Source organism: Halomonas jincaotanensis (assembly GCF_018448785.1).
Classification (GTDB): Bacteria; Pseudomonadota; Gammaproteobacteria; order Pseudomonadales; family Halomonadaceae; genus Halomonas; species Halomonas jincaotanensis.
Genome location: NZ_JAHCLU010000033.1, coordinates 1 through 23,413, shown reverse-complemented (window position 1 = coordinate 23,413; position 23,413 = coordinate 1). Strand labels below are relative to the sequence as shown.

Below are 23,413 nucleotides of genomic sequence, written 5' to 3'. Positions count from 1 at the left end.
TTGGCGGCTTAGAGATCCACAACACTGTACCGGCTCCCTGGAGTCACGTTGACCGCCTATAGGCGGATGATGCAAGACACGGCACGGATGCCGTGACGGCCCGAGAGGGTCGCAGTTCTCCACCTCAAAGGTGGTTGATAGAAACGCAGTTTGTTACTCGGTTCTCCGCCACGTTGGCGGCTTAGAGATCCACAACACTGTACCGGCTCCCTGGAGTCACGTTGACCGCCTATAGGCGGATGATGCAAGAACAGCACGGACGCTGTAATCCCTTAGCAAACACCAATCACCGTCCTTTGGCGGTGATTTTCTTATGACCACAAAATCACTTTTCCCTTTTTGAAAGCACTTGAAAAATGATCTGACCACATTCCATTCTCTTGCCAAACACAATACTTTTTTCACTACGCCGATTGTCTGAGTAAAAAAACATGCCTTTCTTTACTTCTTCATTCTGAAGCAAAAGTAGTTTATTTTCGGCTGGCTGAATGATGTTTGACGTGAGCGGCACACAACGGTGCAGCCGATCTATATCGAGCGAGTAATCGTGTCCCGCCGCTGTGTGTCCGCTCGACGAAAGGGTTAAGCCTGTCTACATAGATGACACATGTGGAACCATAATGGTAATTAGTCAAAAGATTCACTTATCCATCCATAGCGTTTTTTCTTATCTTATCTAGCGTTGATGGGCATTTAGGCTCATAACCTACAATCCCGTGAGCGTACAATTGACTTTTTATCAGCTGCTGCTTTGACTTTTGGTGATTTTAAAGGATATCATTGATTAAAGCGCGGAAGAAAAATGAGTTTAGAAAATCATATCCAAGATCGAATCGAGAGCTACCTTTCTGCCAGGGGCCTCGATGAGCCACTAATTACATTAAGCGAAAATGAAGCCAAAAGATTCCTCCTTGATGTTGTGTTCGCACAGGACATAACTATCGATTACCTGGATTTTAGAGACACAGCTGCTATCTACAAATCGATGATTGATCTGATTAATGCACGACAGGCTGGTGAGATAGCATTTAGTCATAAACACCTTTTTGATTGAGCACAAAGTGCATGGTTGGCGTGTTATACAAGAAATTTAGCGTGCCGCCATGCAGGCAGCTTACTAATAACGAACAATCAGAAGCCTTTCTACTGTCTTCGAGGCCTTTGGCGGCCTGGTGGCCCAGAAGCCACCAGACGCCTTTGCCTACGTGGTGCTGGACAATGGCCAGTGTCCATCGCTCGGCGCATTTCCAGTGCAAGCGGATGGCTTGGCTGAGGCACCGGATGCATGTCGTCTACCTCTCGACGTATTCGTCAGAACTGAACCTGATCGAGATTCTCTAGCACAAGGTCAAGTATGAGTGGCTGCCGTTGACGGCTTACGAAAGCTTCTCGTCCTTGAGTGACCAGGTCCACAAGGTGATGTCAGACTACGGCAGCGAATAGCGGATTAGTTTTTATAGGTACTTACCTTTTGTCATACTTCATCTAATTACCACGCCCACTAATGTACCAAGGGGCTTTCAACAGCATTAGTATTAGTAACAATTGATGAAAACAGATTCAGCTCGGCTCTCCTGATGCCTTTAACCAAGAGGAAAAGCACGGGTATTTCAAATTATTTCAGACTCAACTTGGCGATTCCTGAAAACTGGCTATAGTTTCGGTTATCAACAAAAGGAGTCACCGATATGAATAGCTTCCAATTTCGCCACAATTTTGCAAAAAACGCTTACTACCAACAGATCAGACTTAGTGAGGAAACCACCGTGGTGGCGGGTTTCACTAAACTCGGAGGAACACGCTCACAGCCCTCTGGAGATGGTTATCTGTACCTACAGGTCCCAAAACTGGACGGCCACAATTGGAGTTTTGGCCTCGAAATAGGTTTTGAAGGTAAACTTCTCCCTGAAGAAATTCTTGAGGATGTTCACTTCAACCTGCTCCTCAGCCATCTAGTGACATCGGGGCATGTATACAACACAGAGAACGCACAAGGTATTATTGCGAACCATTTTCGCGACACGCTTGAGAACGCTCTGAAATATGTATGGGAGAAAGAGCCTCGCGAATAAGGGAAATCGTTATTGGGGCAAGGATGCCCCCTTTTTACTTTCAAAGAGGGCTTAAAACCTGTAAAGGTTTTAAAGAAGGGATAGCATGATGCGGATGGGGACTGAAAGACGCTGGTCGCCTTAACCGGCGAGGCTACCCTCGTGTCCGTGGGAAGACAATCGTATCAACGCAAAGTCACTTTTTTGCGAGAGCCGTTGATCCACTGGAACGCAGATTGGAATCACCAGGATGAAGGTGTCCAATGGCGATTATAACGAATTACAAATATCACAATTGGTTAACAAATATTTATGCAAAATAACATTTCACCGGTAACGATCTATGCAAGTCAAGCTTAATCCGCTACCTATACGCTGATTTTTTGTACAGTGTAAAGAGCCCAATGCTCCCGTTCATATTTTCAGCGCACGGTTATTTACTTTTCTTAACTTCCTTAATTAAGCATTCTCAAAATTATCGACTACCCTAAGGATGTTCTCAAATTTTCTTAGCGGCTAAAGGTAATAAAAGTGTAAACGTAAGCGCTTAGACTAGATGTTTGTAAGCTTCGCCATCTCTCCTCCAGGTTCAGACACTTCGAGCTGCATAGGCAAGGGAATTTTTCCGGTTCTTTCAGCACGTAACAGCTCCTTATTCTTCAGTCAGGGGATGAGGCTCTGCTACCTACCAGACCGCTCGACAATGTCGACAGTGAAGGAGCGGAGCGTCGCCAGGAAACCTCGCCATGGACGAACGTCACAACAGAGCCACTTCCCCCTTCGACGAGAAGGCACGGCTTGCCGAACTCCGCTCTCTCGATATCCTGGATACCCCGCCGGAGGTGCGCTTCGATCGCTACACGCGTCTCGTGGCCCAGATCTTCAAGGTTCCCATGGCCATCATTTCCCTGATCGACGAAGACCGTCAATGGTTTAAGTCCTCCGTCGGCGTGAAGGTACGTGAAACACCTCTTGATGAGTCCTTCTGCGTCCATGCCATCGAACATGATCTACTTGAGATCGCCGATGCCCTGGTAGACGACGTCTTTTGTCACCACAAGGCCGTGGTGGGCAGTCCCTTTGTTCGTTTCTACGCGGGCACCGTTCTACGCGGCCCCACCGGCCAGCCACTCGGCACCCTCTGTATCCTCGACACGAGTCCTCGTCAACTAACAGATATGGAACGGTCTTGGCTGGTAACATTCGGTCACTTGGTGGAAGAGTTGATCATCCACCAGGCCACATTGGCCATCGTCCGACAGCGTATGAATCATGTCACCCAGCGCAACACCCGCACCGGATCCTCCGACGAGATGCTGTTCGGAAATACTATAACCAACCTGATGCACCTGGCAGACAAGGATGATCATTTTTTGGCCCTCCTGCGTCTACGACTGAACAACCTCCACTAGTCAGTCGCATCAGTGGACGCGGCACCCAGGGGACGATATTTCGCGCTGTCTGGCCGAGCGCCCGACCGCACTCGACATTCAGGTACTGATCTTCAGGCATTTGAGCCTGGCCCGCTTCGGGGCTGTGATACCGCTGCATTCGATGCGTGACCTCTTCTACGCATTCCCCAGCGCCAACTAGCTTTCGATATCTATCGAGCTGGACGAGATGACGATCCGTCCGGACATCAATGTAGGTATCAGTGTGTCCCCCGTTGACTGTCTCACCCGCTGAAGATCTGCTGGGAGGAACACGTGCCGTCCTGAAGAGACCGAGTTCTCATGAAGGGGTGCATGCTTTCAGTCAGGAGGCAGAAAAGAGCGCAGCACTGGAGACTCCAGCCCAGTGATGGGCTTCTGCGGATAGCTATCAACATTCCCGGCAGGCAGTTCTATCCAGAATCAAAAGGTGTCGTCGACTGCGACCTCGATACCCTCGATGAGTAGCGACTCTCCCTCGAGCGTTTAACACTGGAACTGACAGAGGCAAGCCTGCTCAATGTCGACAAGGCGGTCTGTCCAAGTAAATGCACCACTGTCTCACCCCCGTCAGTTCGACTGATGGCTTACTACGAAGTAGTCCCGCGTTAGGTGAGGTGTTCACATCTGATCAAAATCACTTTTTGAGGCGAGGCGGCGCCAATTCAGCTCTAGAGATGCTCGGTCTCACCGTGAACTGGTTTGTCATTGCGCTCAATTCTATCTTTTGAAGCACCGTAGCCAAGTCATGACAAAGTGATTTTGAGGTTGAAAAAGTCGTGTCGCAACAGCCTAACGATGAAACCTAACCAATTAAATGAACGTGTCAAGGCGTCATATGAAAAAACAAAGATAGTCTTGACTACAGCCTACTTTAAACAATATATTAACAGGGCAACAAACAATTAAAGGAGCCAACATGCCAGCAAACATTCAACGCCATCGACTTTGCCAGACTCAAGTAAGGAGGTTGCTAGATTCTGACAAATGGTCAGAAATTTGGGATGCGGAATTGACTGGGTTTCATATTCGCAAAACATCAAAATCGGCGTCTTACCGCCTATCCTACCGACACCCCACTACGCGAAAGTGTCATGTTATGACTCTTGGGCGAGCGGATCAAATTTCCCTCCTTGAAGCTAGAGAAGCGGCAGCCAGGACAGTCTCCATGCTCGCTAGCCAAGCAATGAATCATAAAGTTGATACAGTACTAAACCAGTGACCTGTGGTTGTCTGGTGTTCGTGAAAAATCGCTGAACAAAAGAAGACTTATCATGGGCCATAAAACAATGGCTCATTTTTATTTGTTAGGCTTTGCTATTTTCACTCAAACTCTTTCATGGCAAATGGACGAAGCGCCTGATAAGTGAGGACCCTCATCGATTTTACCCGATTGCGCCCAAACTGGATATCCTCCATCATTTTTTTCCATCTTGGCCTCGCTGCAATACTCAGCCGGGTCTGTCGCGCAGCTGATCTTATAGCATACTCAAGTGCATGCACTGCCACATCATCTCCCGTCGCTCCACGACGCATTAGCTCCCAGCAAAATTCGATATTACATTCGCACTTAATACGGGCACCTTTGAGCATATCAAGGGCATCGACTAATTTCCGGAGTCTCATAGAAGCATTGATAAATTCTTCAGAGAGCCACAAATCTTTTTCTTCCATACGAATAAAACCATTTTGTTTATTATTTCATATATTCATTGGTGTGTCATCTGGAATTGTCGTAGCAAATAACAAAAGGGGCTGGCTGTAAGCCCTACTGAGCGTGAGTGAGAGTAGAGCGTCAGTCGCACTAAGAGGAACCCCTCGGTGAGCCATAGCGAATCCGGGTGGGTGACGAATGGTGCCGGGGTTAATGGGTACCATACTCCCATTAGAGTGGGAGTATGGGGAGGAGTTTAGCTTTAGGAAGCTTTTGTTGAAAAAGATCAAGTGAGCGCAGCGAATCGAGATCGTGTCAATAAAAGGTGACGACAAGCTACGAGATTCGCAAACGAGCCTAAGCGAGTCTTGCTAATTGAAGCCCGACCCGCGACTTGGAGAGGCCTGAACGTCGCTTGTAGCGCGGGGTTTGCGCTACATAAGAAAGCGAAGGTGTCGAGAGGTCGCTACCGCCGCGAGAGCCCTGGTGAGGAGACAGCTGACCACGAGAGCGAAGGTGGGAGGGGTCGCACTACTTACGTACCGTATACTAGCTACTTCGCATAGCAAGAGAGCGAAAGCGCCGTCGTTCCCAAGTATAAAACGTGTTTAGACCATGCCAAACTAAGTGCGGTCACAGATGGCCCAAGCTGGGCCAAAAAACCCGGCCTAGATTGCTAATGACCCGCCTTGGGTCCCGTATTGACCGATCTGGGTCACAGCTGGCCCATCGTGGGGCAGTCTAGCCCAATCTGAATTGGGTTTGTTTTTTTACCTAACTGACCACCCCCCTTTTCCAACTTGCATATTAAGTTAGCAGACATTTCTTATATTCTCGCTATATGTTATAATTTAAGAAAGGTGAGAAGATAATAATGATCAGAAAGAGAATAGACCCAACACTATTTAAGTCCTACAACAAGTACGGCAAAGATCACCGAAAGGATATATTTAGAGAGAATACATATTACAACTACCTTGGTGAAGCCTCAGCATTTATTAATAGCGTTACAGCAACCTACACGACGAGCATTAACACGAAGAATGAATTAAAAGCAATGCTGAGTGAGAACCATACCTTGGTCGTACTGTCATTAAAAGCGGCTGCACATAGCAAAACCAGCGATTCATGGCGCAAACTAAGAAGAGCACTTGTTATCACATTTAAAGCAGCAGGGCTTAGTGAGCTTGCTTATGAGATACGCAAGATCAATAATCCGGTCCCAGTCTCCGAGCGTTCACACAACTCAAAAAAGAGCAAGCGTCTAACAACCGTAACTGACGTCATGCTACGGGACATCATCAAAAATAGGATGGTTAAAAATGACCAGGACAGCATTGATCTCATAACGCTAGTAAGACTGCTTGGCATACGCCCCAGCGAGGCTCAGTTCCTACAGCAGCTAGAGAACGAGGGAAACACAATCACTGTTAAGGTTATGGGGAGTAAGAAAACCCTGATCGGCGAAAAGCAGAAGTCGAAGTCACGCGGCCTTGATAGAGTGCTTACAGTTGCCCACAACGACACCCTGGAAAGCGCCATAGGCAGAGCCAAGAATCTTGACGGGCGACGCATCAAGGCAGCTCAGATGCGCATACATAGAGCTTCAAGGAAAATGTACGAAAAGAGCGAAAGACACTTCTGCTTGTATAGCCTCCGCTACACATTCGGCTCTAATCTTAAGCTAAAACTTTACGAAACTGAAGGGGGAAGGATTATCGCCGCTGCCATTATGGGGCATAAAAATACCAGCTCTATCTCTAGCTACGGGCACTACCGCTCTGGCAATGTATGTGCCGAAATACCGTCAGTTGATCAAGCTACACTTAGTTTAGTTAAAGATGATGTGGGTGATCGATTCGGAAAGGCGGGTAAAAAATTCGACGTGGGCGAATCGATTCGAAACAAGAGCTATGTTAAAAAAGATATTTATTCCTATCTAGATATATAGAAAGAATATATTTAACTATTTAGCTGGTTCCGAGCAGGGCTCGCCAACTTGCTTTTTTATCAAGCACAGTAGCGCCATTAGGCAACCCTATTATCAGGCAAGATGGCCATCAGCGATATCAAAGACAACGAGCCCCTCGAACAGGTCCGGCAGCGGCTCAAGGAAGACCGCACGGTTTCTCCTTCCCTGCGCGCCGCCATCGACGTATTGATGCTGCTGGTCTAGTTGAGAGCGGACTGTCTGTCGGCCAGCAGTCACAACAGCAGTAAGCCGCCGTCACAGGAGCCCCTCCGCCAACGTCCCTCATAGGCCAACAGCCAGCGTCTTCCCGACGGGCAACCGGGGCGCAAGACGCTTGAACCGGTTGCAGAACCTGATGAGGTTGTGATGTTGCGTATCGATCACCAAAAGCTGCCCAACGGGCGTACCTATCTCTCAGTCGGCATCGAAACGCGCCAGGTTCAAAACGTCGTGATTCATTCCGTTGCCACCGAGTATCGGGTTGATGTGCTTAAGGACAATCTCGGGTGGCGCCATGTGGCGCCGTTTCCCGACGGCTGACCAGCCCGATCCAGTATGGCTCAAGTATCAAGCCGCATGTCGTCTATCTCTCGCAGTATCAGCTGCTGCCTTATGCACGAATTTGAGAGTTGCTGATGTCGCAGTGCGGTCTCTCGCTGAGCGCCGACAACCAGTTCGCTTTCAGTCAAGAGGCCTATGAGCGCGGCGAGTACTTTGCCGAGTGGATGATCCTGGCACTGAGGCAAGCAGCGACCCTCCATGCCAACGAGACCGGGTTACAGGTTGGCGGCAAGCGCCACTGGCTTCACACCGCATCGAGCGACGCCCTTACCTACTTGGCGCCATACACCAAACGCGGCCAGGAGGCGATGGATGTCATCGGCATCCCGCCCTATGTCCAGGGCGTGCAGGTGAATGAAGCCCTACTAATGCTAGCCGGATGTCGGTGACGCGCTGTGCAATGCCCATCGCCTTCGCGAAATGACCAGTGCCTGGGAAACGGACAAGCAGGCTCGGGCCAAGACGCTGCATGATCTGCTACTTGAGATGCATCAAGCCATAGACGCTGCCGGTGGTACGCTCACTCCAGACTAGGCTCATCGATGGCGAGACCGCTGTCGACACTTCCTGGCACAGGGTGGAGCCGTATGCCCACCACTGACGAAGCTACCACCCGGGAGGCGAGGGCGCGCCAGGGGCGCAAACTGACACGAGTGCCTCCAGGCATATGAGGGGTAGGTGCTGCGTTTCCTTGGCGATACCGCCTCCCCTTCTCCAAATAACCAAGGCGAACGTGACCTGTGGATGACCAAATCTCAACAGAAAAATCGGGCTGTTTTCACTTCTGGGAAAGTTCGGAGACCCTTTATTGCCGGATGCACAGTTTTCTCTCGACGACGGTCAAGCAGGGCCTGGCGGTACACACGGCACTGGAGCAACTGTTTGCCGGTTAGGTGCCAGCATTTATGCGACAGGGCGCGTTGACTCTAGCGGCGTGAGCTAAATAATTACGTGAGATTTACTCCCCTTCTATCCCTAGCTACCCGCAAGCTATACTAGTGATTATCTCGAAGATTATCCAAATAGTCAGCCCATGTCTGCAACATTTCTCTCCTTTGATTCAAATATTTTGCACGATTATACGCCGTGCCATTTGGATCCCGCACCACATGTCCCAGATGATGCTCAATATAATCAGTACGGAAGTCAAGCGTTTCATCCAAGATTGTTCTTCCCGTAGCACGAAATCCATGAGCACTCATAACATCTTTGTACCCTAATGAGTCCAACGCACCTTTCAAGCTCGTATCGCTTATTGGCCCTTTACTTCTCGACCGTACACTGGGAAAGACTAAATCACCATATCCTGTTAATGGGTGGAGGTCACGCAGGATTTTAACCGCTTGGCGAGGGAGTGGTACCATCATCCCTCGTTCCATCTTTTGGTCTACAAACTCCCACAAAGATTCATCCAGTTTTATTTCACTCCATTTCGCAAACCTTAAATCTACCGGTCTTACAAATATATATGGCTGGAGCCTCAGCGCCGCACAAACTACTGGAAACCCGCTATACCCTTCTATCGCACGTAACAAAGCCGACAGTTTTTTAGGATCGGTGATTGCAGGATGATTCTTCGTCTTCCTTCTCTTTAGCACGCCACGCATATTGGCAACCGGGTTTTGATCTATGTTTCCACGCCCCATTTCATACGTATAGATCTGACTGCACCCCGTCTTAATGCGATTAGCAGTTTCATATTTACCTAACTTTTCGACTTTCAGCAGAGCATCTAAAATCTGCTTATAGGTCAAATCGAGGAATGGGATTTTACCGATCACAGGAAAGATATAGTTCTCAAACCTAGCCCGCGTTAAGAAATATTGATTCTCAGTTATTGAAGGGCGGTATTCTTCCTCAAGCCAATTGATTGCTACGACCTGAAAGGTTCGCTCAGAAGAAACTTTAGCATTGCTTTTATTAGTCTGCTTATGAAGGCTGGGATCAATTCCTTGCGACTTCAGCCTCTCAACCTCGTCCCGCTTGGCTCTCGCATCGGCCAGGCCAACGGTGGGATAGGTCCCACCAGAGTAGGTCTTCTCCTTCCCGTGCCACCGGTACTTCACGATCCACCGCTTACCCCCACTGGGGTCCACCTGAAGGTAGAGATTACCCCCATCAGAAAGCCTGTACCCCTTTGCCACCTCCTTGCCTTTGTCATTCTCGATCACAGTGGGCTTGGCATTGCGCACCTGGGTGTTTGTGAGCCTGTTGATGGAACCTTGGGGGCACATGAGGGGGTATGTTTCCTTGGTGGTATCGATGTATACCCCCAGAATTGCCCCCACAGAGAGAGGATGTCAAGGGACACCCTGGGACTCACTGGCAACAAAAAAGGGCCCGGAGGCCCTTTCTTGCTAGGTTATTGGAACCTCCTGGGAAGTCCTGAACCCTATATTTGGTGGGTCGTGTAGGATTCGAACCTACGACCAATTGGTTAAAAGCCAACTGCTCTACCAACTGAGCTAACGACCCAAGCACCTGGCGGGCAATTGCCTCGGTGAACGGCTCGGATGGTGGGTCGTGTAGGATTCGAACCTACGACCAATTGGTTAAAAGCCAACTGCTCTACCAACTGAGCTAACGACCCGTCCGAACGGGTGCAGATAGTACTGATCCACCCCCGTGAAGGCAAGTGCTTTTTTGCCCTGGCACCGGGCTCGCCCTGTCAGCGGCTGCGCGTGTCTCGCGACTTGCGCATGACCTGGACCGGCTTGCGCTTGTGCTTGTCCCGGCTCCAGCGGTTCTTCTCGTCGGGGGTCAGGTCCGGCACCTTGCGCTTGGGCAGACCCGCGGTCTCGGCCAGATCGTCGACCTCCGCCTGGGAGAGCTCCACCCACTCACCGGCCTTGGCCCGTTTGTCGAGGAAGATATTGCCGTAGCGCACCCGCTTGAGGCGGCTGACGGTGAGTCCCTGGGATTCCCAGAGCCGCCGCACCTCGCGATTGCGCCCTTCCGTGATCACCACATGGAACCAGGTATTGATGCCTTCGCCACCGAACTCCTGAACGTCGGTGAAGCGCGCCGGACCGTCGTCGAGCATCACGCCTTCGACCATGGCCACGATCTGCGCCTTGCCTACCGTGCCCATGACACGCACCGCGTACTCCCGCTCCACCTGGGTGGAGGGATGCATCAGCTTGTTGGCCAGCTCGCCATCGGTGGTGAAGAGCAGCAGGCCGCTGGTGTTGATGTCCAGGCGGCCGATGGCGACCCAGCGCTCGCCCTTGAGGCGCGGCAGGCGGTCGAAGACAGTGCGCCGCCCTTCCGGGTCCTTGCGGGTGCACAGCTCGCCCTCGGGCTTGTTGTACATGATCACCCGTCTCGGCACGTCGTCGGCGCCGCGCAGGGTCACCGGACGATCGTCCAGGGCCACCTTGTCGCGCGCCTCGATGCGATCGCCCAGCGTTGCAACCTGGCCATTGACCTTGACGCGGCCGTTGGCGATGGCAGTTTCCATCTCGCGGCGCGAACCCAGCCCGGCACGCGCGAGGACTTTCTGCAGTTTTTCAGTGGGAGTGCTCATCAGTCGTCGGTCTCACTGGAGGGGGTTGTCGCACCCGTGGCAGCGTCATTGTCGACGCGGTCACGGGCACGTTCGGACAGGCGAGCCTCGAGATCGGCGAAGCTCAACCGGGTCCGCTCTGACGCCGTCCCGGCGTGGTTGCCGTCGGCCATCCCAGCCGTCGGTTCGACGGCCTCGAAGAGGCTATCGGCCACCTCGAGGTCGTCTTGGGTCTCGTCGCCGCCGCCTTCTTGCCCGGCCGCTTCATCGAGGGGCGCATCGGCCTGCGCCAGCAGCTCGGTCTGGGGCGGCGGCGCTTGTTCATCGCTCAGTGCCTCGAAGGGGTCCTCGAAGGTCTTGAGCTCATGCATCGGTGGCAGCTCGTCGAGGGTCTGGAGGCCGAAGTCGTCCAGGAAACTCCGCGTGGTGGCATAGACCGCCGGACGCCCCGGCACATCGCGATGGCCCACCACCCGGATCCAGCCACGATCAAGCAGGGTGCGCATGATCGAGCCACTCACCGTGACCCCGCGCACCCCTTCGATGTCGCCCCGCGTCACCGGCTGGCGGTAGGCGACCAGCGCCAGCGTCTCGAGCAGCGCCCGGGAATAGCGCTGGGGACGCTCATCCCAGAGCCGCGACACCCAGGAGGAGAGCCGCGGGCGAATACGCAGCTGAAAGCCCGAGGCGGTTTCGAGCAGCTCCATGGCGCCGCTTTCGTGACGCGTGCCCACCCGCTCCAGGGCCTCCTTCAGGGATCGCCGAGGCGGCCGCTCGTGAGCATCGAAGAGCGCCTCGAGACGCTCGAGCCCCAGGGGCTCCCCGGCGGCCAGCAGCGCCGCCTCGAGGATCTCGTCCAACGCCTCGGGAAAGGCCATGGCGGTCATGGGCGACCCTCCTCATCCGCGTCGGCGAAGGGGCTTTCGCCCTCGTCCTCCGCTGCCAGCATCTCGGTATCGGCCCCATCGTCCCCGGCCATTCGCACCCGCACGTGAATCGGCGAGAGCGGCGCGTTCTGCACGATCTCGATCATCGCCTCCTTGGCGAGCTCAAGAATCGCCATGAAGGTGACGACCACCCCCGCCCGGCCCTCTTCATGCGTGAACAGTGCCTCGAAGGGTGTGAAGTGATCGTGTGTCAGCCGCTCCATGATCTTCAGCATGCGCTCCCGGGTCGACAATGCCTCGCGGCTGATCTGGTGCATCTGGTTCAGCTCGGCGCGCTTGAGTATCCCCGCCATGGCGCCTAGCAGCTCATCCAGCGCCACGTCCGGATGAATCACCCGCGATTCCAGCGGCGGCAGCGAGGCTCGCGCCGGAAACCAGTCGCGACCCAACCGCGGCAGCTCGGCGAGCGCTTCGGCGGCGTTCTTGAGCTGCTCGTACTCCTGCAGGCGGCGGATCAGTTCGGCCCGCGGGTCCTCCTCCTCGTCGTCGCTTCCCTCCTTCGGCGGGCGCGGCAACAGGGTACGTGACTTGATCTCGGCGAGCATCGCCGCCATCAGCAGGTACTCGCCGGCCAATTCGATCTCCAGCGCCTTCATCAACTCCACGTACTCGATGTACTGGTGAGTGATGGCGGCCACGTCGATGGCCAGGATGTCCAGGTTCTGGCGCCGAATCAGGTAGAGCAGCAGGTCCAGCGGCCCCTCGAAGGCCTCGAGAAACACCCGCAGCGCCTCCGGGGGAATATACAGATCCCCCGGCAGTTCGGTGATCGGCTGATCAAACAGCCGCCCGAGCGTCACCAACGCGGACGGTGCGTCGCTTTCGGGCGCTTGTGTCTGGGGGGTGGCGCTCACGCGGGGTCTGGCCTCCCGGTTTCACAACGGCGGAACAATCGGGCAGTTTATCACTCCGGCGCAGCGGGGTAACTCAGCGAGCCGCGGCGGCGCGGCGATAACGCCCGGTATAATCGAAGAGCTTCTCGCGCACCTGCCAGTGCCGCCCTACCTTTCTGCCCACCACGAAGTCGGGGTGGCGCAGGCGGCGCTGCTCGGCGATCACCTCGTCCGGCGTGCGCGGCGACCAGCGGATGCCGGGAGCCCGCAGATGGTCGCGCAGGAACACCGCGGCGAAGGCCCCTCGCTGGGCCGGAGTTTCCAAGGCGAACCACTCGCTGAGACTCGCCCCGTCCTCATCAAAGTAGCTGACCTTGAGCCGCGGCAAGCCACGGCCGTTGAGCATCGCCTCGAGCTGCATGCCGCTGACCCGCAGCACCCGGGCATCCTTGAGCCGCAAGGCCTCCTTAAGCTTGTCGTCGGCGTCCACCAACAGGGTCTGGCAGCCGGGGCAACGGCGTGCGGCGATATCGTTCTCGGCCCCGCACTGGTCGCAGACCTTGAAACGAAAGCGGAACGAGCATTGGCGCTTTCTACAGGCGCCAGACCCCGCGCCACGTTGCTCTTTACAGGCGCCCGACTCCGCGCCACGTTGCTCTTTATAGGCGCCCGACCCCGCGCCGCATTGCTCGGACGGGGAGGTCGTCGCTTTATCGTCATCGCCGACCAACCCATGGCAGCGCCGACCGAAGTGCTCGACGACGAGGTCACCGTCGCGCTTGCCCCAGAACAGGTTGGCATGGCCGCAGGCGGGACATTCGACCTGCACCGGCCCGGCGTCGGAATCGGGCCTGGGGCTGCCGACCTCGGGCGCGTAGAGGTCCCAGGAGTTGCCGGCATAGTCGAGGATCAGGCAGTCGACCTTGCCCGGGGCGAGGCGCAGGCCGCGGCCGACGATCTGCTGGTAGAGGCTCACCGACTCGGTGGGCCGCAGGATCGCGATCAGATCGACATGCGGCGCGTCGAAGCCGGTGGTGAGCACCGCCACGTTGACCAGATACTTGAGCTCACGCGCCTTGAAGGCATCGATCAGTGCCTCTCGCTCACACGAGGGCGTCGCCCCGGTGATCAGCGCCGCCAGCCCCGACGGCAGGTAGCCGAGGATCTCCTCGGCGTGGGCGACGCTTGCCGCGAAGAGCATCACGCCCTGGCGGCCCTGGGCGCGCTCAACCACTTCAGCGATGATGCCCGGCGTGGCGCGGTTGCCCGCCACGACCCGATTGAGCTCCTCCTCCTGGAACAGGCCGCTAGCGGCCGGTCGCAATTGTGAGAAGTCATAACGTTCGACGGCGGCGTCGATACGCCGCGGCGCCGCCAGATAGCCCTGCTTGACCATCAGGCGCAGCGGCTGCTCGAAGACGCAGTCGCGAAAGAAACAGCTGTCGTCGCCGCGCACCATGCCGTGGTGATGGCGATGGTAGATGAAGCCCTCCCCCAGGCGGTGGGGCGTGGCCGTCAGGCCCAGTACCTTGAGGCGCGGGTTGCGCTGGCGCAGCGCGTCGATGACCTGGCGATAGCTCGAATTCTCGTCCATCGAGACGCGATGACACTCATCGATCACCAACAGGGTGAAGGTGCCCTGCCCGTCAGAGGGAGAGACGAAGCGCTGAAGGCTGCGCACCACCGACTGCACCGAACCGAACACCACCTGACGACCCGCCTCCTTGCGGCCGAGGCCGGCGCTGAAGATATCGGCCTCGAGCCCATAGGCCCGGTACTTGGCGTGATTCTGCTCGACCAGTTCGCGCACATGCGCGAGCACCAGCACCCGACCACGGGCGAGCCGAGCAAGCTCGGCGATCACCAGCGACTTGCCACTACCGGTGGGCAGCACAACGACCGCGGGCTCGCTAGACGCCCGAAAATGCGACACCACCCGAGCCACCGCCTCATGTTGATAGGAGCGCAGTGTTACCGATAACCCACTCTCAGCTGGTTGACCCGAAACCTTGTGAATATGCGTCATGGGTACGCGCATCGTAAAAAAACACCGTTTTGTTTTCGCAATTTACGCGCGTTCTTCCTAGGCAGTCTATAGTGTGACGACAGACTAAAGTGAGACAAAAGCCTCAAGCCAGCAATGCTTGGATTAGCTGTAGCCCTCAATTTTTTAGGGGGGCAAATCCCGACATATCACTCTGGCGAATCTCCGGCGAGAAAGTCTGACCCAGATCAGTTCTACGCCAATGGCTACGAGGCATGATGCGATTACCGGTAAGACATCACGTCCTTCCCTATCCTCGACACCACCTTCAAGAGGACAACGCCATGCCGATCACAAAAACCATTGCCAGGATAGTCTTGGTCATGGATGAGCTGCTGACCTTGGCAGAAGCCCACGAACGGGATGAGCTGGCGCACTACCGAATGCTCGCCTTCAGCTTTCTTACCCATGACACTCGGGTCAGTCGCTTGATGGCGTCACTGGGAATCCAATGCGAGATGCGCCTGGAAACCCTCGATTGGCTCGCCCAGGAACTAGGGCTGCCTCCCCGCACTCTCCGTCAGCCCCAACCTCACCGCAACTCTGCGCATCTCGCCGGCCAACGTGTTTTCATCGGCGACCAAGACATGGCCAGTGACGAGATGAACCAAGCCGTCGACAGAGCCGCCTATTCATTGAACTTCTACGAGAATCTGATGAACGCCAGCGCTATGCCTGCGTTGACGCCAGTGCTGACAGCGATCATCAAGCAAAAGCGTACCGAGCACGACGTCCTGTTGGAATATTGCGACGGTTATAAGGGACACCTTCGAACAGCTGCCTCAGCCTGAGCAAAAGCCACACAGGACTGGCGCGAAGCAGATCTTCCGCGGGATACGGACAGATTATCTGTCATCTCGTTTCCCAACCCATCATTGAAAAAAGGAAGCGGCCTCAGGCTGCTTCCTGATTGGCGTATGAGTTCCCGATCAGCCCAGCCAGACGCGGGCATTATGGAACAACCGCGCCCAGGCGCCGTCACGCGTCCACTCGGTGGGACGCCATGAATTGGTGACCGCCCGAACCACCCGTTCCGGGTGCGGCATCATGACCGTGACACGTCCGTCGGGCGTGGTCAGGCCGGTAATGCCGGAGGGCGAACCGTTGGGGTTGGCCGGGTAACGGGTGGTCACCTGGCCGTAGTGGTCGACGAAGCGCATCGCGATCTGGCCGCTGCCCTGCATCCGGCGCAGGTGGGCGCTGTCACGAAACTCGGCGCGCCCTTCGCCATGCGCCACAGCGATCGGCAGGCGCGAGCCTTCCATGCCGGCGAGCAGGACCGACGGGCTCTTCTCGACCTGCACCATCGCGACACGCGCCTCGAACTGCTCGGATTCGTTGCGCACGAAGCGCGGCCAGGCTTCGGCGCCGGGAATCAATTCGCGCAGCTGGGCGAGCATTTGGCAGCCGTTGCACACGCCGAGCGAAAAGCTGTCGTCGCGCTGGAAGAATCCGGCGAACTGATCGCGTGCGCGAGCATTGAACAGTACCGACTTGGCCCAGCCTCCCCCGGCACCCAACACATCACCGTAGGAGAAGCCGCCACAGGCGACCAGCCCCTTGAACCGCGCGAGATCCACGCGTCCCGTGAGGATGTCGCTCATGTGCACATCCACGGCCTCGAAGCGGGCGTGATCGAAGGCCCAGGCCATTTCCAGATGGCCGTTAACGCCCTGCTCGCGCAGCACCGCCACCGCCGGGCGGGTGGTGTTGACGAACGGCGCGCCGATGTCGTCGTCGACCTCGAAGCTTGGGCTCGCCGAGAGGCCCGGGTCACGGTCGTCGAGCAGCGCGTCGAACTCGCTCTTGGCACAATCGGGGTTGTCACGCAGCGCCTGCAAGCGGTAGCTGGTCTCGGACCAGGTACGCTGGGTGAGCAAGCGGGTGGTCTCGAGCAGTGGCTCCTCGAAGAGCGTCACCCGCACCTGGTCGTCGTAGCGCGGACGCGCGATAACGCCGCAGGTCTCGATGCCCGCGGCGGCGAACTGTGCGAACACCGCCTCGGTATGCTTGCGGTTGACCTGGATCACCGCGCCAAGCTCTTCGGCGAACAGCGCATCCACCGCCTCGACCGGCTCGTCGACCAGCCAGTCGAGCTTGATCTCGAGGCCCGAGTGGGCGGCGAAGGCCATCTCCAGCAGGGTGACCAGCAGGCCACCGTCGCTGCGGTCGTGATAGGCCAGCAACTTGCCCTCGGCATTGAGGCCCTGGATCACCGCGAAGAAGGCCTTGAGATCCTCGGGATCGTCGAGGTCCGGGCAGTCGTCGCCGATCTGGCCGTAGACCTGCGCCAGCGCCGAGCCGCCCAGACGATTCTGGCCGCCGCCGAGATCGATCAGGATCAGGTCGGATTCGTCCTGCTCCAGGTTGATCTGCGGGGTCAGGGTCCGCATGGCGTCGACTACTGGCGCGAACCCCGTGACGGTCAACGATAATGGCGAGGTCACGCTTTTTTCCTCGCTCGTCCCGCCGTCGGCGTCGTCTTCTTGCCAGGCGGTGCGCATGGACATCGAATCCTTGCCGACCGGGATGGCGATGCCGAGCGCCGGGCAGAGTTCCATGCCCACGGCATGCACGGCATCAAATAGCGCCTGGTTTTCACCGGGGTGATTCGCAGCACTCATCCAGTTGGCGGAGAGCTTGATGTCTTCGATCTTTTCGATGGAAGCGGCGGCGAGATTGGTGATCGCCTCCGCTACCGCCATACGAGCGCTGGCCGCCGGGTCGATCAGTGCGACCGGCGGCCGCTCGCCCATGGCCATGGCTTCGCCGGCATGGGTGTCGTAGCTGGCTGTAGTCACGGCGACGTCCGCCACCGGCACCTGCCAGGGGCCGACCATCTGGTCGCGGGCCACCTGCCCGGTGATGGAGCGATCGCCGATGGTGATCAGGAAACCCTTGGACGCCACGGCGGGCAGGCGCAACACGCGGTCCATGGCCTCGCGCAGGTCAAGATTGTCGAGCATCACTCCCGACATCGCGCGAGGCCGGCGGTCGAACTCGCGCTGCATCTTCGGCGGCTTGCCGAACAGTACGTTCATCGGCAGATCTACCGGCGGGGTCGCGTCCTGGGCGGCGAAATGGCCATCGCGGACCTCCAGGCGGTGCGCCTGCGTCGCCTCGCCGACCACCGCATAGGGACAGCGCTCGCGTGCGCACAGCGCCTCAAAGGTCTCGAGGTCTGCCGGGGCCACGGCCAGCACATAGCGCTCCTGCGCCTCGTTGCACCAGATCTCCAGCGGGCTCATGCCGGGCTCGGCGTTGGGCACGGCGCGCAGCTCGAAGCCCCCCCCGCAGCCGCCATCCTTGACCAGTTCCGGCAAGGCATTAGAGAGTCCGCCGGCGCCGACGTCATGAATGAAACGGATCGGATTGGCCTCACCCAGCGCCCAGCAGCGATCGATCACCTCCTGGGCGCGCCGCTCCATCTCGGGGTTGTCGCGCTGTACCGAGGCGAAATCCAGATCCGCGCTCGACACACCGGAGGCCATGGATGACGCCGCGCCACCGCCGAGGCCAATCAGCATCGCCGGCCCACCCATCACGATCAGCTTGCCACCGACCGGAATCTCGCCTTTCTGCACGTGATCGTCGCGAATATTGCCGTAGCCGCCGGCGAGCATGATCGGCTTGTGATAACCCCGCCGCTCGATGCCCTCGGCGCCCAATGAGTCCTGTTCGTAGGTACGAAACACGCCGCCGAGGTTAGGGCGCCCGAACTCGTTGTTGAAGGCGGCCCCGCCGATCGGCCCCTCGAGCATGATGTCCAGGGCGCTGGTAATGCGCTCGGGCTTGCCGTAATCGAATTCCTCCCAGGGCTGCACGAACTCGGGAATGCGCAGGTTGGAGACGGTAAAGCCAGTCAGACCGGCCTTGGGCTTGCCGCCAATTCCGGTAGCCCCTTCGTCACGAATCTCGCCGCCGGCACCGGTAGCCGCCCCCGGGTGGGGAGCGATGGCCGTGGGGTGGTTGTGGGTTTCCACCTTCATCAGGATATGAATGGGCTCCTGATAGGTGCCATAGACGGCCTCTTCGCCCGCCTGGCCAGTGAGCGGCGCGGCGAAGAAGCGCCCGGCCTCACTGCCGCGAATCACCGCCGCGTTGTCGCTGTAGGCGGAGAGGATATTCTCCGGCGAGGCCTCATGCGTATTCTTGATCATCCCGAACAGCGAGTGCGGCTGGGGCTCGCCGTCGATGATCCAGTCGGCATTGAAGATCTTGTGGCGGCAATGTTCTGAGTTCGCCTGGGCGAACATCATCAGCTCGACATCGGTCGGGTTGCGATTAAGCCCGCGGAAGGCCTCGAGCAGGTAGTCGATCTCGTCATCGGCCAGCGCCAGCCCCAGGGCGAGATTGGCGGTTTCCAACGCCGCACGGCCACCATCGAGGATATCGACCCGACCCAGCGGCGCCGGCTCGTGGTGGGCAAACAGCGTCGCGGCATCCGAGGCATCGGTCAGTACGGTCTCGGTCATGCGGTCGTGAAGGCTGGCGACGATGGCCTCGAAAGCGGCCTCCGAGAGCATGCCCTTGAGCTTGACGCGATAGGCGATGCCCCGCTCAATGCGCCGCACCTCGCCAAGACCACAGTTTTGGACTATATCAGTGGCCTTGGAGGACCAGGGCGATTGGGTGCCAATACGCGGCACGACAAGATAGAGCTGGCCCTCGGCGCGGCCATCGCCGTCGCGGTCCTCGCGCTTGCCGCCCTCTCTCGCCGCCCCATCGTCCAGCAACTGCTGGAGCACCCTCAGCGCCTCGTCCGATGGTTCGCCATCATAGTCGACGAAGTGCACGTAATCGGCATGAAGGGACTCGACGTCGGCAACGGTGTCTCGCAGGGCGGCCAGCAGCTTGGCATGACGGAAAGCAGATAGGGCGGGCGCGCCTCGCAGTTCGAGCATATCCAGGAGCCTCTGAAACAAGAGAAGTGGGTGGCCGCGACCAGCGGCATTAAGCGCACATGATACGGGAAAGGTCGGAGTGCGAGAAATTTCAACGATGACAACCTTTGGCTCGCTGGTTAAGGTGGAAAGCCTCCTCGTCAACCAGCCGTCGCATGACCGTAAACCTGATCGACTACTTTCCCGGTTCCTGGCGCGGGGCAGCGCTGCTGGTAAGCGCCCTTCTGCTCACCCTGTGGCCGGCGGACTCGAGCGCGCCTCGTGATCCGCACCTGCAGGCCGTGCTGGCGCGCGACTTCATCAGCGTGCATACCCGCAACACCCCCACGACCTATTACGAGGGCCGCCGTGGCCCGACCGGTTTCGAATACGAGCTAGTGAAGCGTTTCGCCGATTTGCTGGGTGTCAGCCTGACGCTGGAGGCCGATCACAACATCGAAAGCGTCCTGCATGCCGTGCGCGAAGATGGCGATCTGGGGGCAGCCGCCCTGCCGCTAGACCCGACGATCGCGGGCTTGATGTTCAGTCGCCCGATCCTCGAATTGACACCTCTGCTGGTCTATCGTCGTGGCCTGCCGCCACCAAACACCCTCGAGGATCTGGAAGGACTTGAGATCGGCACCCTGAGGGGTTCCGGTACCGATCGCGTGCTGCGCGAGCTTCAGTCCGAGCATCCCTTCTTGAGCTGGAAGGAGTCGGATGACATCGAGGTCGCCGACCTGCTTGCCCGAATCGAGCGAGGGCATCTGGACGCGGCGGTGGTCTTCGAACACCAGTTTCGCCTCAATCGGCTATTTTTTCCCGAGGTCGAGGACGGCTTCACTTTGGGCAAGCCCCTGTCGATGGCCTGGGCCTTTCCTGCTGGCCGGGGCCTTGGTCTGCTCGAGGCCGCCAACCGCTTTCTCGACGAACTACACCGGGACGGACGACTCGACGAGCTGGTCGCCAGCTATTTCGGTCACGACGACTATCTCGAGTACGTCGGCGCGCGCACCTTCATTCTTCAGGCCCAGGAACGCCTGCCGACCTATACCGAGCTTTTCCGCACCGCCGCCCGCGACACCGGCTTTGACTGGAAGCTGCTGGCCGCGGTGGGCTATCAGGAATCGCATTGGAAACCCGAGGCGACATCGCCGACTGGTGTACGAGGCCTGATGATGCTGACGCTGCCGACCGCGGGGGAAATGGAGGTCGATGACCGTCTCGACCCGGCCCAGAGCATCGACGGTGGCGCTCGCTACCTGCGCGAGATGGAACGGCGCCTCCCGGAATCGATCACTGGAGACGACCGGCTATTTATGGCCATGGCCGCCTACAATGTCGGGCTCGGCCATCTTTATGATGCCCGCCGGATCGTCGAGATGCAGGGCGGCGACCCCGACAGCTGGACCGACGTCCGGGAGGCGCTACCGCTGCTGCAGGAACAGGAGTGGCATAGTCAGACTCGCCACGGGTATGCGCGTGGCGGTGAGCCGGTGATCTATGTGCGCAACATTCGCCGCTACTACGAGATTCTCGACTATCTGGACCAAAGTCAGCAGCGCTACCCCCTGCTCGATGCACGATTATTCGACGAGGAAGAGGGCGATGCTTTCCAGGTCATTCCTCCGCTTCCTTAAGTCTTGCGCATGATTCGCCACCCGTCACTGCCGAGTCGTCACGCTGATCCCGGCGGCTCGCGACGAGCGGAGAAGAACTCCCGCATCAGCCGGGATGCCCGGGTGGCCAGTACGCCTCCCTGCACCGCCACTCGGTGGTGATGCCAGGGCTGGACAAAGAGGTTGGCCTTCGACTCCACCATGCCGCTTCGAGGCTCGGCGGCACCATAGACCATGCGAGCCAGGCGGGCCTGAATGATCGCCCCGGTGCACATCAGGCAGGGTTCCAGCGTCACATACAGCGTGCAGCCATCCAGCCGATAGTTGCCCAGACGCTCACCGGCATCGCGCAGCGCGCGGATCTCGGCATGAGCGCTGGGGTCATGCAGGGCCACCGGGGCATTGAAGCCTTGCCCCACGATCTCTCCTAGCGCATCCACCACCACCGCGCCCACCGGGACTTCGCCGGCAGCAAGCCCTTGATGGGCCTGATCCAGCGCCCGATGCATGTAGAATTCGTCACTGCGCATCGCCGAGGACTCCGGTAGACTGCGATGAAACGACCGTATGATATTGACGGCAAGCCACCTTGCCGGCCCACAAAGGATAGCGAGAATGTCTGACGCCCTGAACGACCTGGTAGCTCTGCTGGGCCTGGAAGCGCTCGAGGAAAACCTCTTCCGTGGACACAGTCAGGACCTCGGCCTTCCGCAGCTGTTCGGCGGCCAGGTACTCGGCCAGGCCCTGTCGGCGGCCTGTCAGACCGTCGACCCTGCTCGCGCCGTTCATTCAATGCATGGCTATTTTCTGCGTCCGGGTGATCCCCATCGCCCGGTAGTTTATCAGGTCGATGCGGTACGCGATGGCGGGAGCTTTTCCACTCGTCGCGTTACGGCCATCCAGAAGGGTCGCCCCATCTTCTTCTGCAGCGCGTCCTTTCACGGCCAAGAAGCGGGCTTCGACCATCAGCCCAACATGCCGGACGTGCCGATGCCGGAAACCCTGAATGTCCCCGAGGCACGCATGGAACGCTTCCCCGGTCACCCCATCGAGTTTCTGCACCTGGGCGACACCACCGAACCCGGCCAACCGGCGCGCAAGCGACTATGGTTTCGCCTGGCCGGCGAACTGCCCGACGATCCGGTGCTGAACCGCTATCTGCTCGCCTACAGTTCTGACTTCAACTTGCTGACCAGCGCGCTGGTACCCCACGGCATCACCTACGGCGATCCGAGACTGCAGATCGCCAGCCTCGACCACGCGCTATGGTTCCACCGCGATGTCAAGGTCAACGACTGGCTGCTCTACGACATGGACAGCCCCTGGGCCGGTGGGAGCCGCGGTTTCGCGCGCGGCAGCATCTTCGACCGCCACGGCCGGCTGGTCGCCTCCGCCGCCCAGGAAGGCCTCACCCGGCTGCGCACCTGACGCCTGGCATCGCAATGCCATCGGCGATATCATGCGATCGCTGCCGCAATAGCTCAGTTGGTAGAGCAACGCATTCGTAATGCGTAGGTCGGAGGTTCGACTCCTCTTTGCGGCACCAGAAAAACCAATGAAAACGGCCACTTAGCTCATAGCAGCAGTGGCCTTTTTTCGTGACATGGCTTCTAGGTTCCATATAGGTTCCATGCGTCAGTAAGTCCTCAGCTACACAGCATTTGGGTGAGACAAGTGACAGGTGCAAATCGGCCGGCAGTGGAGCGTACATCGCTCACGCTGCCCTGATGCCTGCCGGGTAAAAGGGAAAAACCGCCCTCCACGTGTTCATTAGCAGGCCGGTTAACCTCATGCTCAAGGCTCCTGTCGTCCCTAACCCTGGTGCCGGGCGCCAATGCCCTGGAAAATCTGACGAAGATCGACACTCGAACGCTCGCCGATGGCGTCAAAATTCTCATCCAGCCAGCGTGTGAC

Annotated in this window: 19 protein-coding genes and 3 tRNA genes; 12 read left to right on the top strand and 10 right to left on the bottom strand. The window is 57.6% G+C overall.

The window, feature by feature from the left end:
* The first annotated feature begins 802 nt into the window (after positions 1 to 802).
* From KG088_RS18600 to KG088_RS20120, 4 genes are all read left to right on the top strand, one after another.
* Complete coding sequence (locus tag KG088_RS18600) at positions 803 to 1,054, top strand: hypothetical protein (protein WP_213827988.1); 252 nt, start codon at positions 803 to 805, stop codon at positions 1,052 to 1,054.
* A 634-nt stretch (positions 1,055 to 1,688) separates the two neighbouring features.
* Positions 1,689 to 2,072, top strand: a complete 384-nt coding sequence (locus tag KG088_RS18595) for a hypothetical protein (protein ID WP_213827986.1) — start codon at positions 1,689 to 1,691, stop codon at positions 2,070 to 2,072.
* A gap of 725 nt (positions 2,073 to 2,797) precedes the next feature.
* A complete protein-coding gene (locus KG088_RS18590) occupies positions 2,798 to 3,463 on the top strand; it encodes a GAF domain-containing protein (RefSeq protein WP_213827984.1) in 666 nt (221 codons plus the stop codon).
* Between the two features lie 937 nt (positions 3,464 to 4,400).
* Positions 4,401 to 4,703, top strand: coding sequence for an Arm DNA-binding domain-containing protein (locus KG088_RS20120; protein ID WP_213827982.1), 303 nt, complete (start codon positions 4,401 to 4,403; stop codon positions 4,701 to 4,703).
* Between the two features lie 101 nt (positions 4,704 to 4,804).
* Here KG088_RS20120 and KG088_RS18580 read toward each other — a convergent pair whose 3' ends face one another.
* On the bottom strand, positions 4,805 to 5,155 hold the full coding sequence (locus KG088_RS18580; protein WP_213827980.1) for a hypothetical protein: 351 nt from the start codon (positions 5,153 to 5,155) through the stop codon (positions 4,805 to 4,807).
* An 854-nt stretch (positions 5,156 to 6,009) separates the two neighbouring features.
* On the opposite strand from KG088_RS18580, the gene KG088_RS18575 reads away from it, so the two are divergent.
* From KG088_RS18575 to KG088_RS19755, 4 genes are all read left to right on the top strand, one after another.
* Complete coding sequence (locus KG088_RS18575) at positions 6,010 to 7,086, top strand: site-specific integrase (protein ID WP_213827978.1); 1,077 nt, start codon at positions 6,010 to 6,012, stop codon at positions 7,084 to 7,086.
* A 102-nt stretch (positions 7,087 to 7,188) separates the two neighbouring features.
* Positions 7,189 to 7,311 (top strand): hypothetical protein, encoded by a 123-nt coding sequence (locus KG088_RS19895; protein ID WP_264759077.1) that lies wholly within the window; start codon positions 7,189 to 7,191, stop codon positions 7,309 to 7,311.
* A 162-nt stretch (positions 7,312 to 7,473) separates the two neighbouring features.
* Complete coding sequence (locus tag KG088_RS19760; RefSeq protein ID WP_250148376.1) at positions 7,474 to 7,647, top strand: hypothetical protein; 174 nt, start codon at positions 7,474 to 7,476, stop codon at positions 7,645 to 7,647.
* 95 nt (positions 7,648 to 7,742) lie between these two features.
* A complete protein-coding gene (locus KG088_RS19755; protein ID WP_250148375.1) occupies positions 7,743 to 8,057 on the top strand; it encodes a transposase in 315 nt (104 codons plus the stop codon).
* 606 nt (positions 8,058 to 8,663) lie between these two features.
* Here the strand turns inward: KG088_RS19755 and KG088_RS18565 are convergent.
* From KG088_RS18565 to KG088_RS18535, 7 genes are all read right to left on the bottom strand, one after another.
* On the bottom strand, positions 8,664 to 9,902 hold the full coding sequence (locus KG088_RS18565) for a tyrosine-type recombinase/integrase (protein ID WP_250148374.1): 1,239 nt from the start codon (positions 9,900 to 9,902) through the stop codon (positions 8,664 to 8,666).
* A 165-nt stretch (positions 9,903 to 10,067) separates the two neighbouring features.
* Positions 10,068 to 10,143, bottom strand: a tRNA-Lys gene (locus KG088_RS18560).
* Between the two features lie 39 nt (positions 10,144 to 10,182).
* Positions 10,183 to 10,258, bottom strand: a tRNA-Lys gene (locus tag KG088_RS18555).
* Positions 10,259 to 10,336: 78 nt separating this feature from the next.
* Positions 10,337 to 11,194: a 23S rRNA pseudouridine(2605) synthase RluB gene (rluB, locus tag KG088_RS18550; RefSeq protein ID WP_213827974.1), complete on the bottom strand. Its 858-nt coding sequence runs from the start codon at positions 11,192 to 11,194 to the stop codon at positions 10,337 to 10,339.
* Positions 11,194 to 12,060, bottom strand: coding sequence for an SMC-Scp complex subunit ScpB (gene scpB, locus KG088_RS18545; RefSeq protein ID WP_213827972.1), 867 nt, complete (start codon positions 12,058 to 12,060; stop codon positions 11,194 to 11,196). Before scpB ends, rluB begins: the two co-directional genes overlap by 1 nt.
* Complete coding sequence (locus tag KG088_RS18540; RefSeq protein ID WP_213827970.1) at positions 12,057 to 12,974, bottom strand: segregation and condensation protein A; 918 nt, start codon at positions 12,972 to 12,974, stop codon at positions 12,057 to 12,059. Before KG088_RS18540 ends, scpB begins: the two co-directional genes overlap by 4 nt.
* 73 nt (positions 12,975 to 13,047) lie before the next feature.
* Positions 13,048 to 14,979 carry a DEAD/DEAH box helicase gene (locus tag KG088_RS18535; RefSeq protein ID WP_213827968.1) on the bottom strand — a complete coding sequence of 644 codons (1,932 nt, stop codon included), beginning with the start codon at positions 14,977 to 14,979 and terminating at the stop codon, positions 13,048 to 13,050.
* A 302-nt stretch (positions 14,980 to 15,281) separates the two neighbouring features.
* Between KG088_RS18535 and KG088_RS18530 the strand changes: the two genes are divergently transcribed.
* A complete protein-coding gene (locus KG088_RS18530; protein WP_213827966.1) occupies positions 15,282 to 15,788 on the top strand; it encodes a hypothetical protein in 507 nt (168 codons plus the stop codon).
* Positions 15,789 to 15,926: 138 nt separating this feature from the next.
* Here KG088_RS18530 and purL read toward each other — a convergent pair whose 3' ends face one another.
* On the bottom strand, positions 15,927 to 19,901 hold the full coding sequence (purL, locus tag KG088_RS18525; protein WP_213827964.1) for a phosphoribosylformylglycinamidine synthase: 3,975 nt from the start codon (positions 19,899 to 19,901) through the stop codon (positions 15,927 to 15,929).
* Between the two features lie 155 nt (positions 19,902 to 20,056).
* Here purL and mltF point away from each other — a divergent pair, with 155 nt between their 5' ends.
* Positions 20,057 to 21,520, top strand: coding sequence for a membrane-bound lytic murein transglycosylase MltF (gene mltF, locus KG088_RS18520; protein WP_213827962.1), 1,464 nt, complete (start codon positions 20,057 to 20,059; stop codon positions 21,518 to 21,520).
* A 38-nt stretch (positions 21,521 to 21,558) separates the two neighbouring features.
* Here the strand turns inward: mltF and tadA are convergent, their stop codons facing one another.
* Entirely contained in the window at positions 21,559 to 22,029 is a 471-nt protein-coding gene (tadA, locus tag KG088_RS18515; protein WP_213827960.1) for a tRNA adenosine(34) deaminase TadA, read from the bottom strand.
* A gap of 85 nt (positions 22,030 to 22,114) precedes the next feature.
* On the opposite strand from tadA, the gene KG088_RS18510 reads away from it, so the two are divergent.
* Positions 22,115 to 22,927 carry an acyl-CoA thioesterase gene (locus KG088_RS18510; RefSeq protein WP_213827958.1) on the top strand — a complete coding sequence of 271 codons (813 nt, stop codon included), beginning with the start codon at positions 22,115 to 22,117 and terminating at the stop codon, positions 22,925 to 22,927.
* A 42-nt stretch (positions 22,928 to 22,969) separates the two neighbouring features.
* Positions 22,970 to 23,045 (top strand) — tRNA-Thr (locus KG088_RS18505).
* Positions 23,046 to 23,413: the final 368 nt, after the last annotated feature.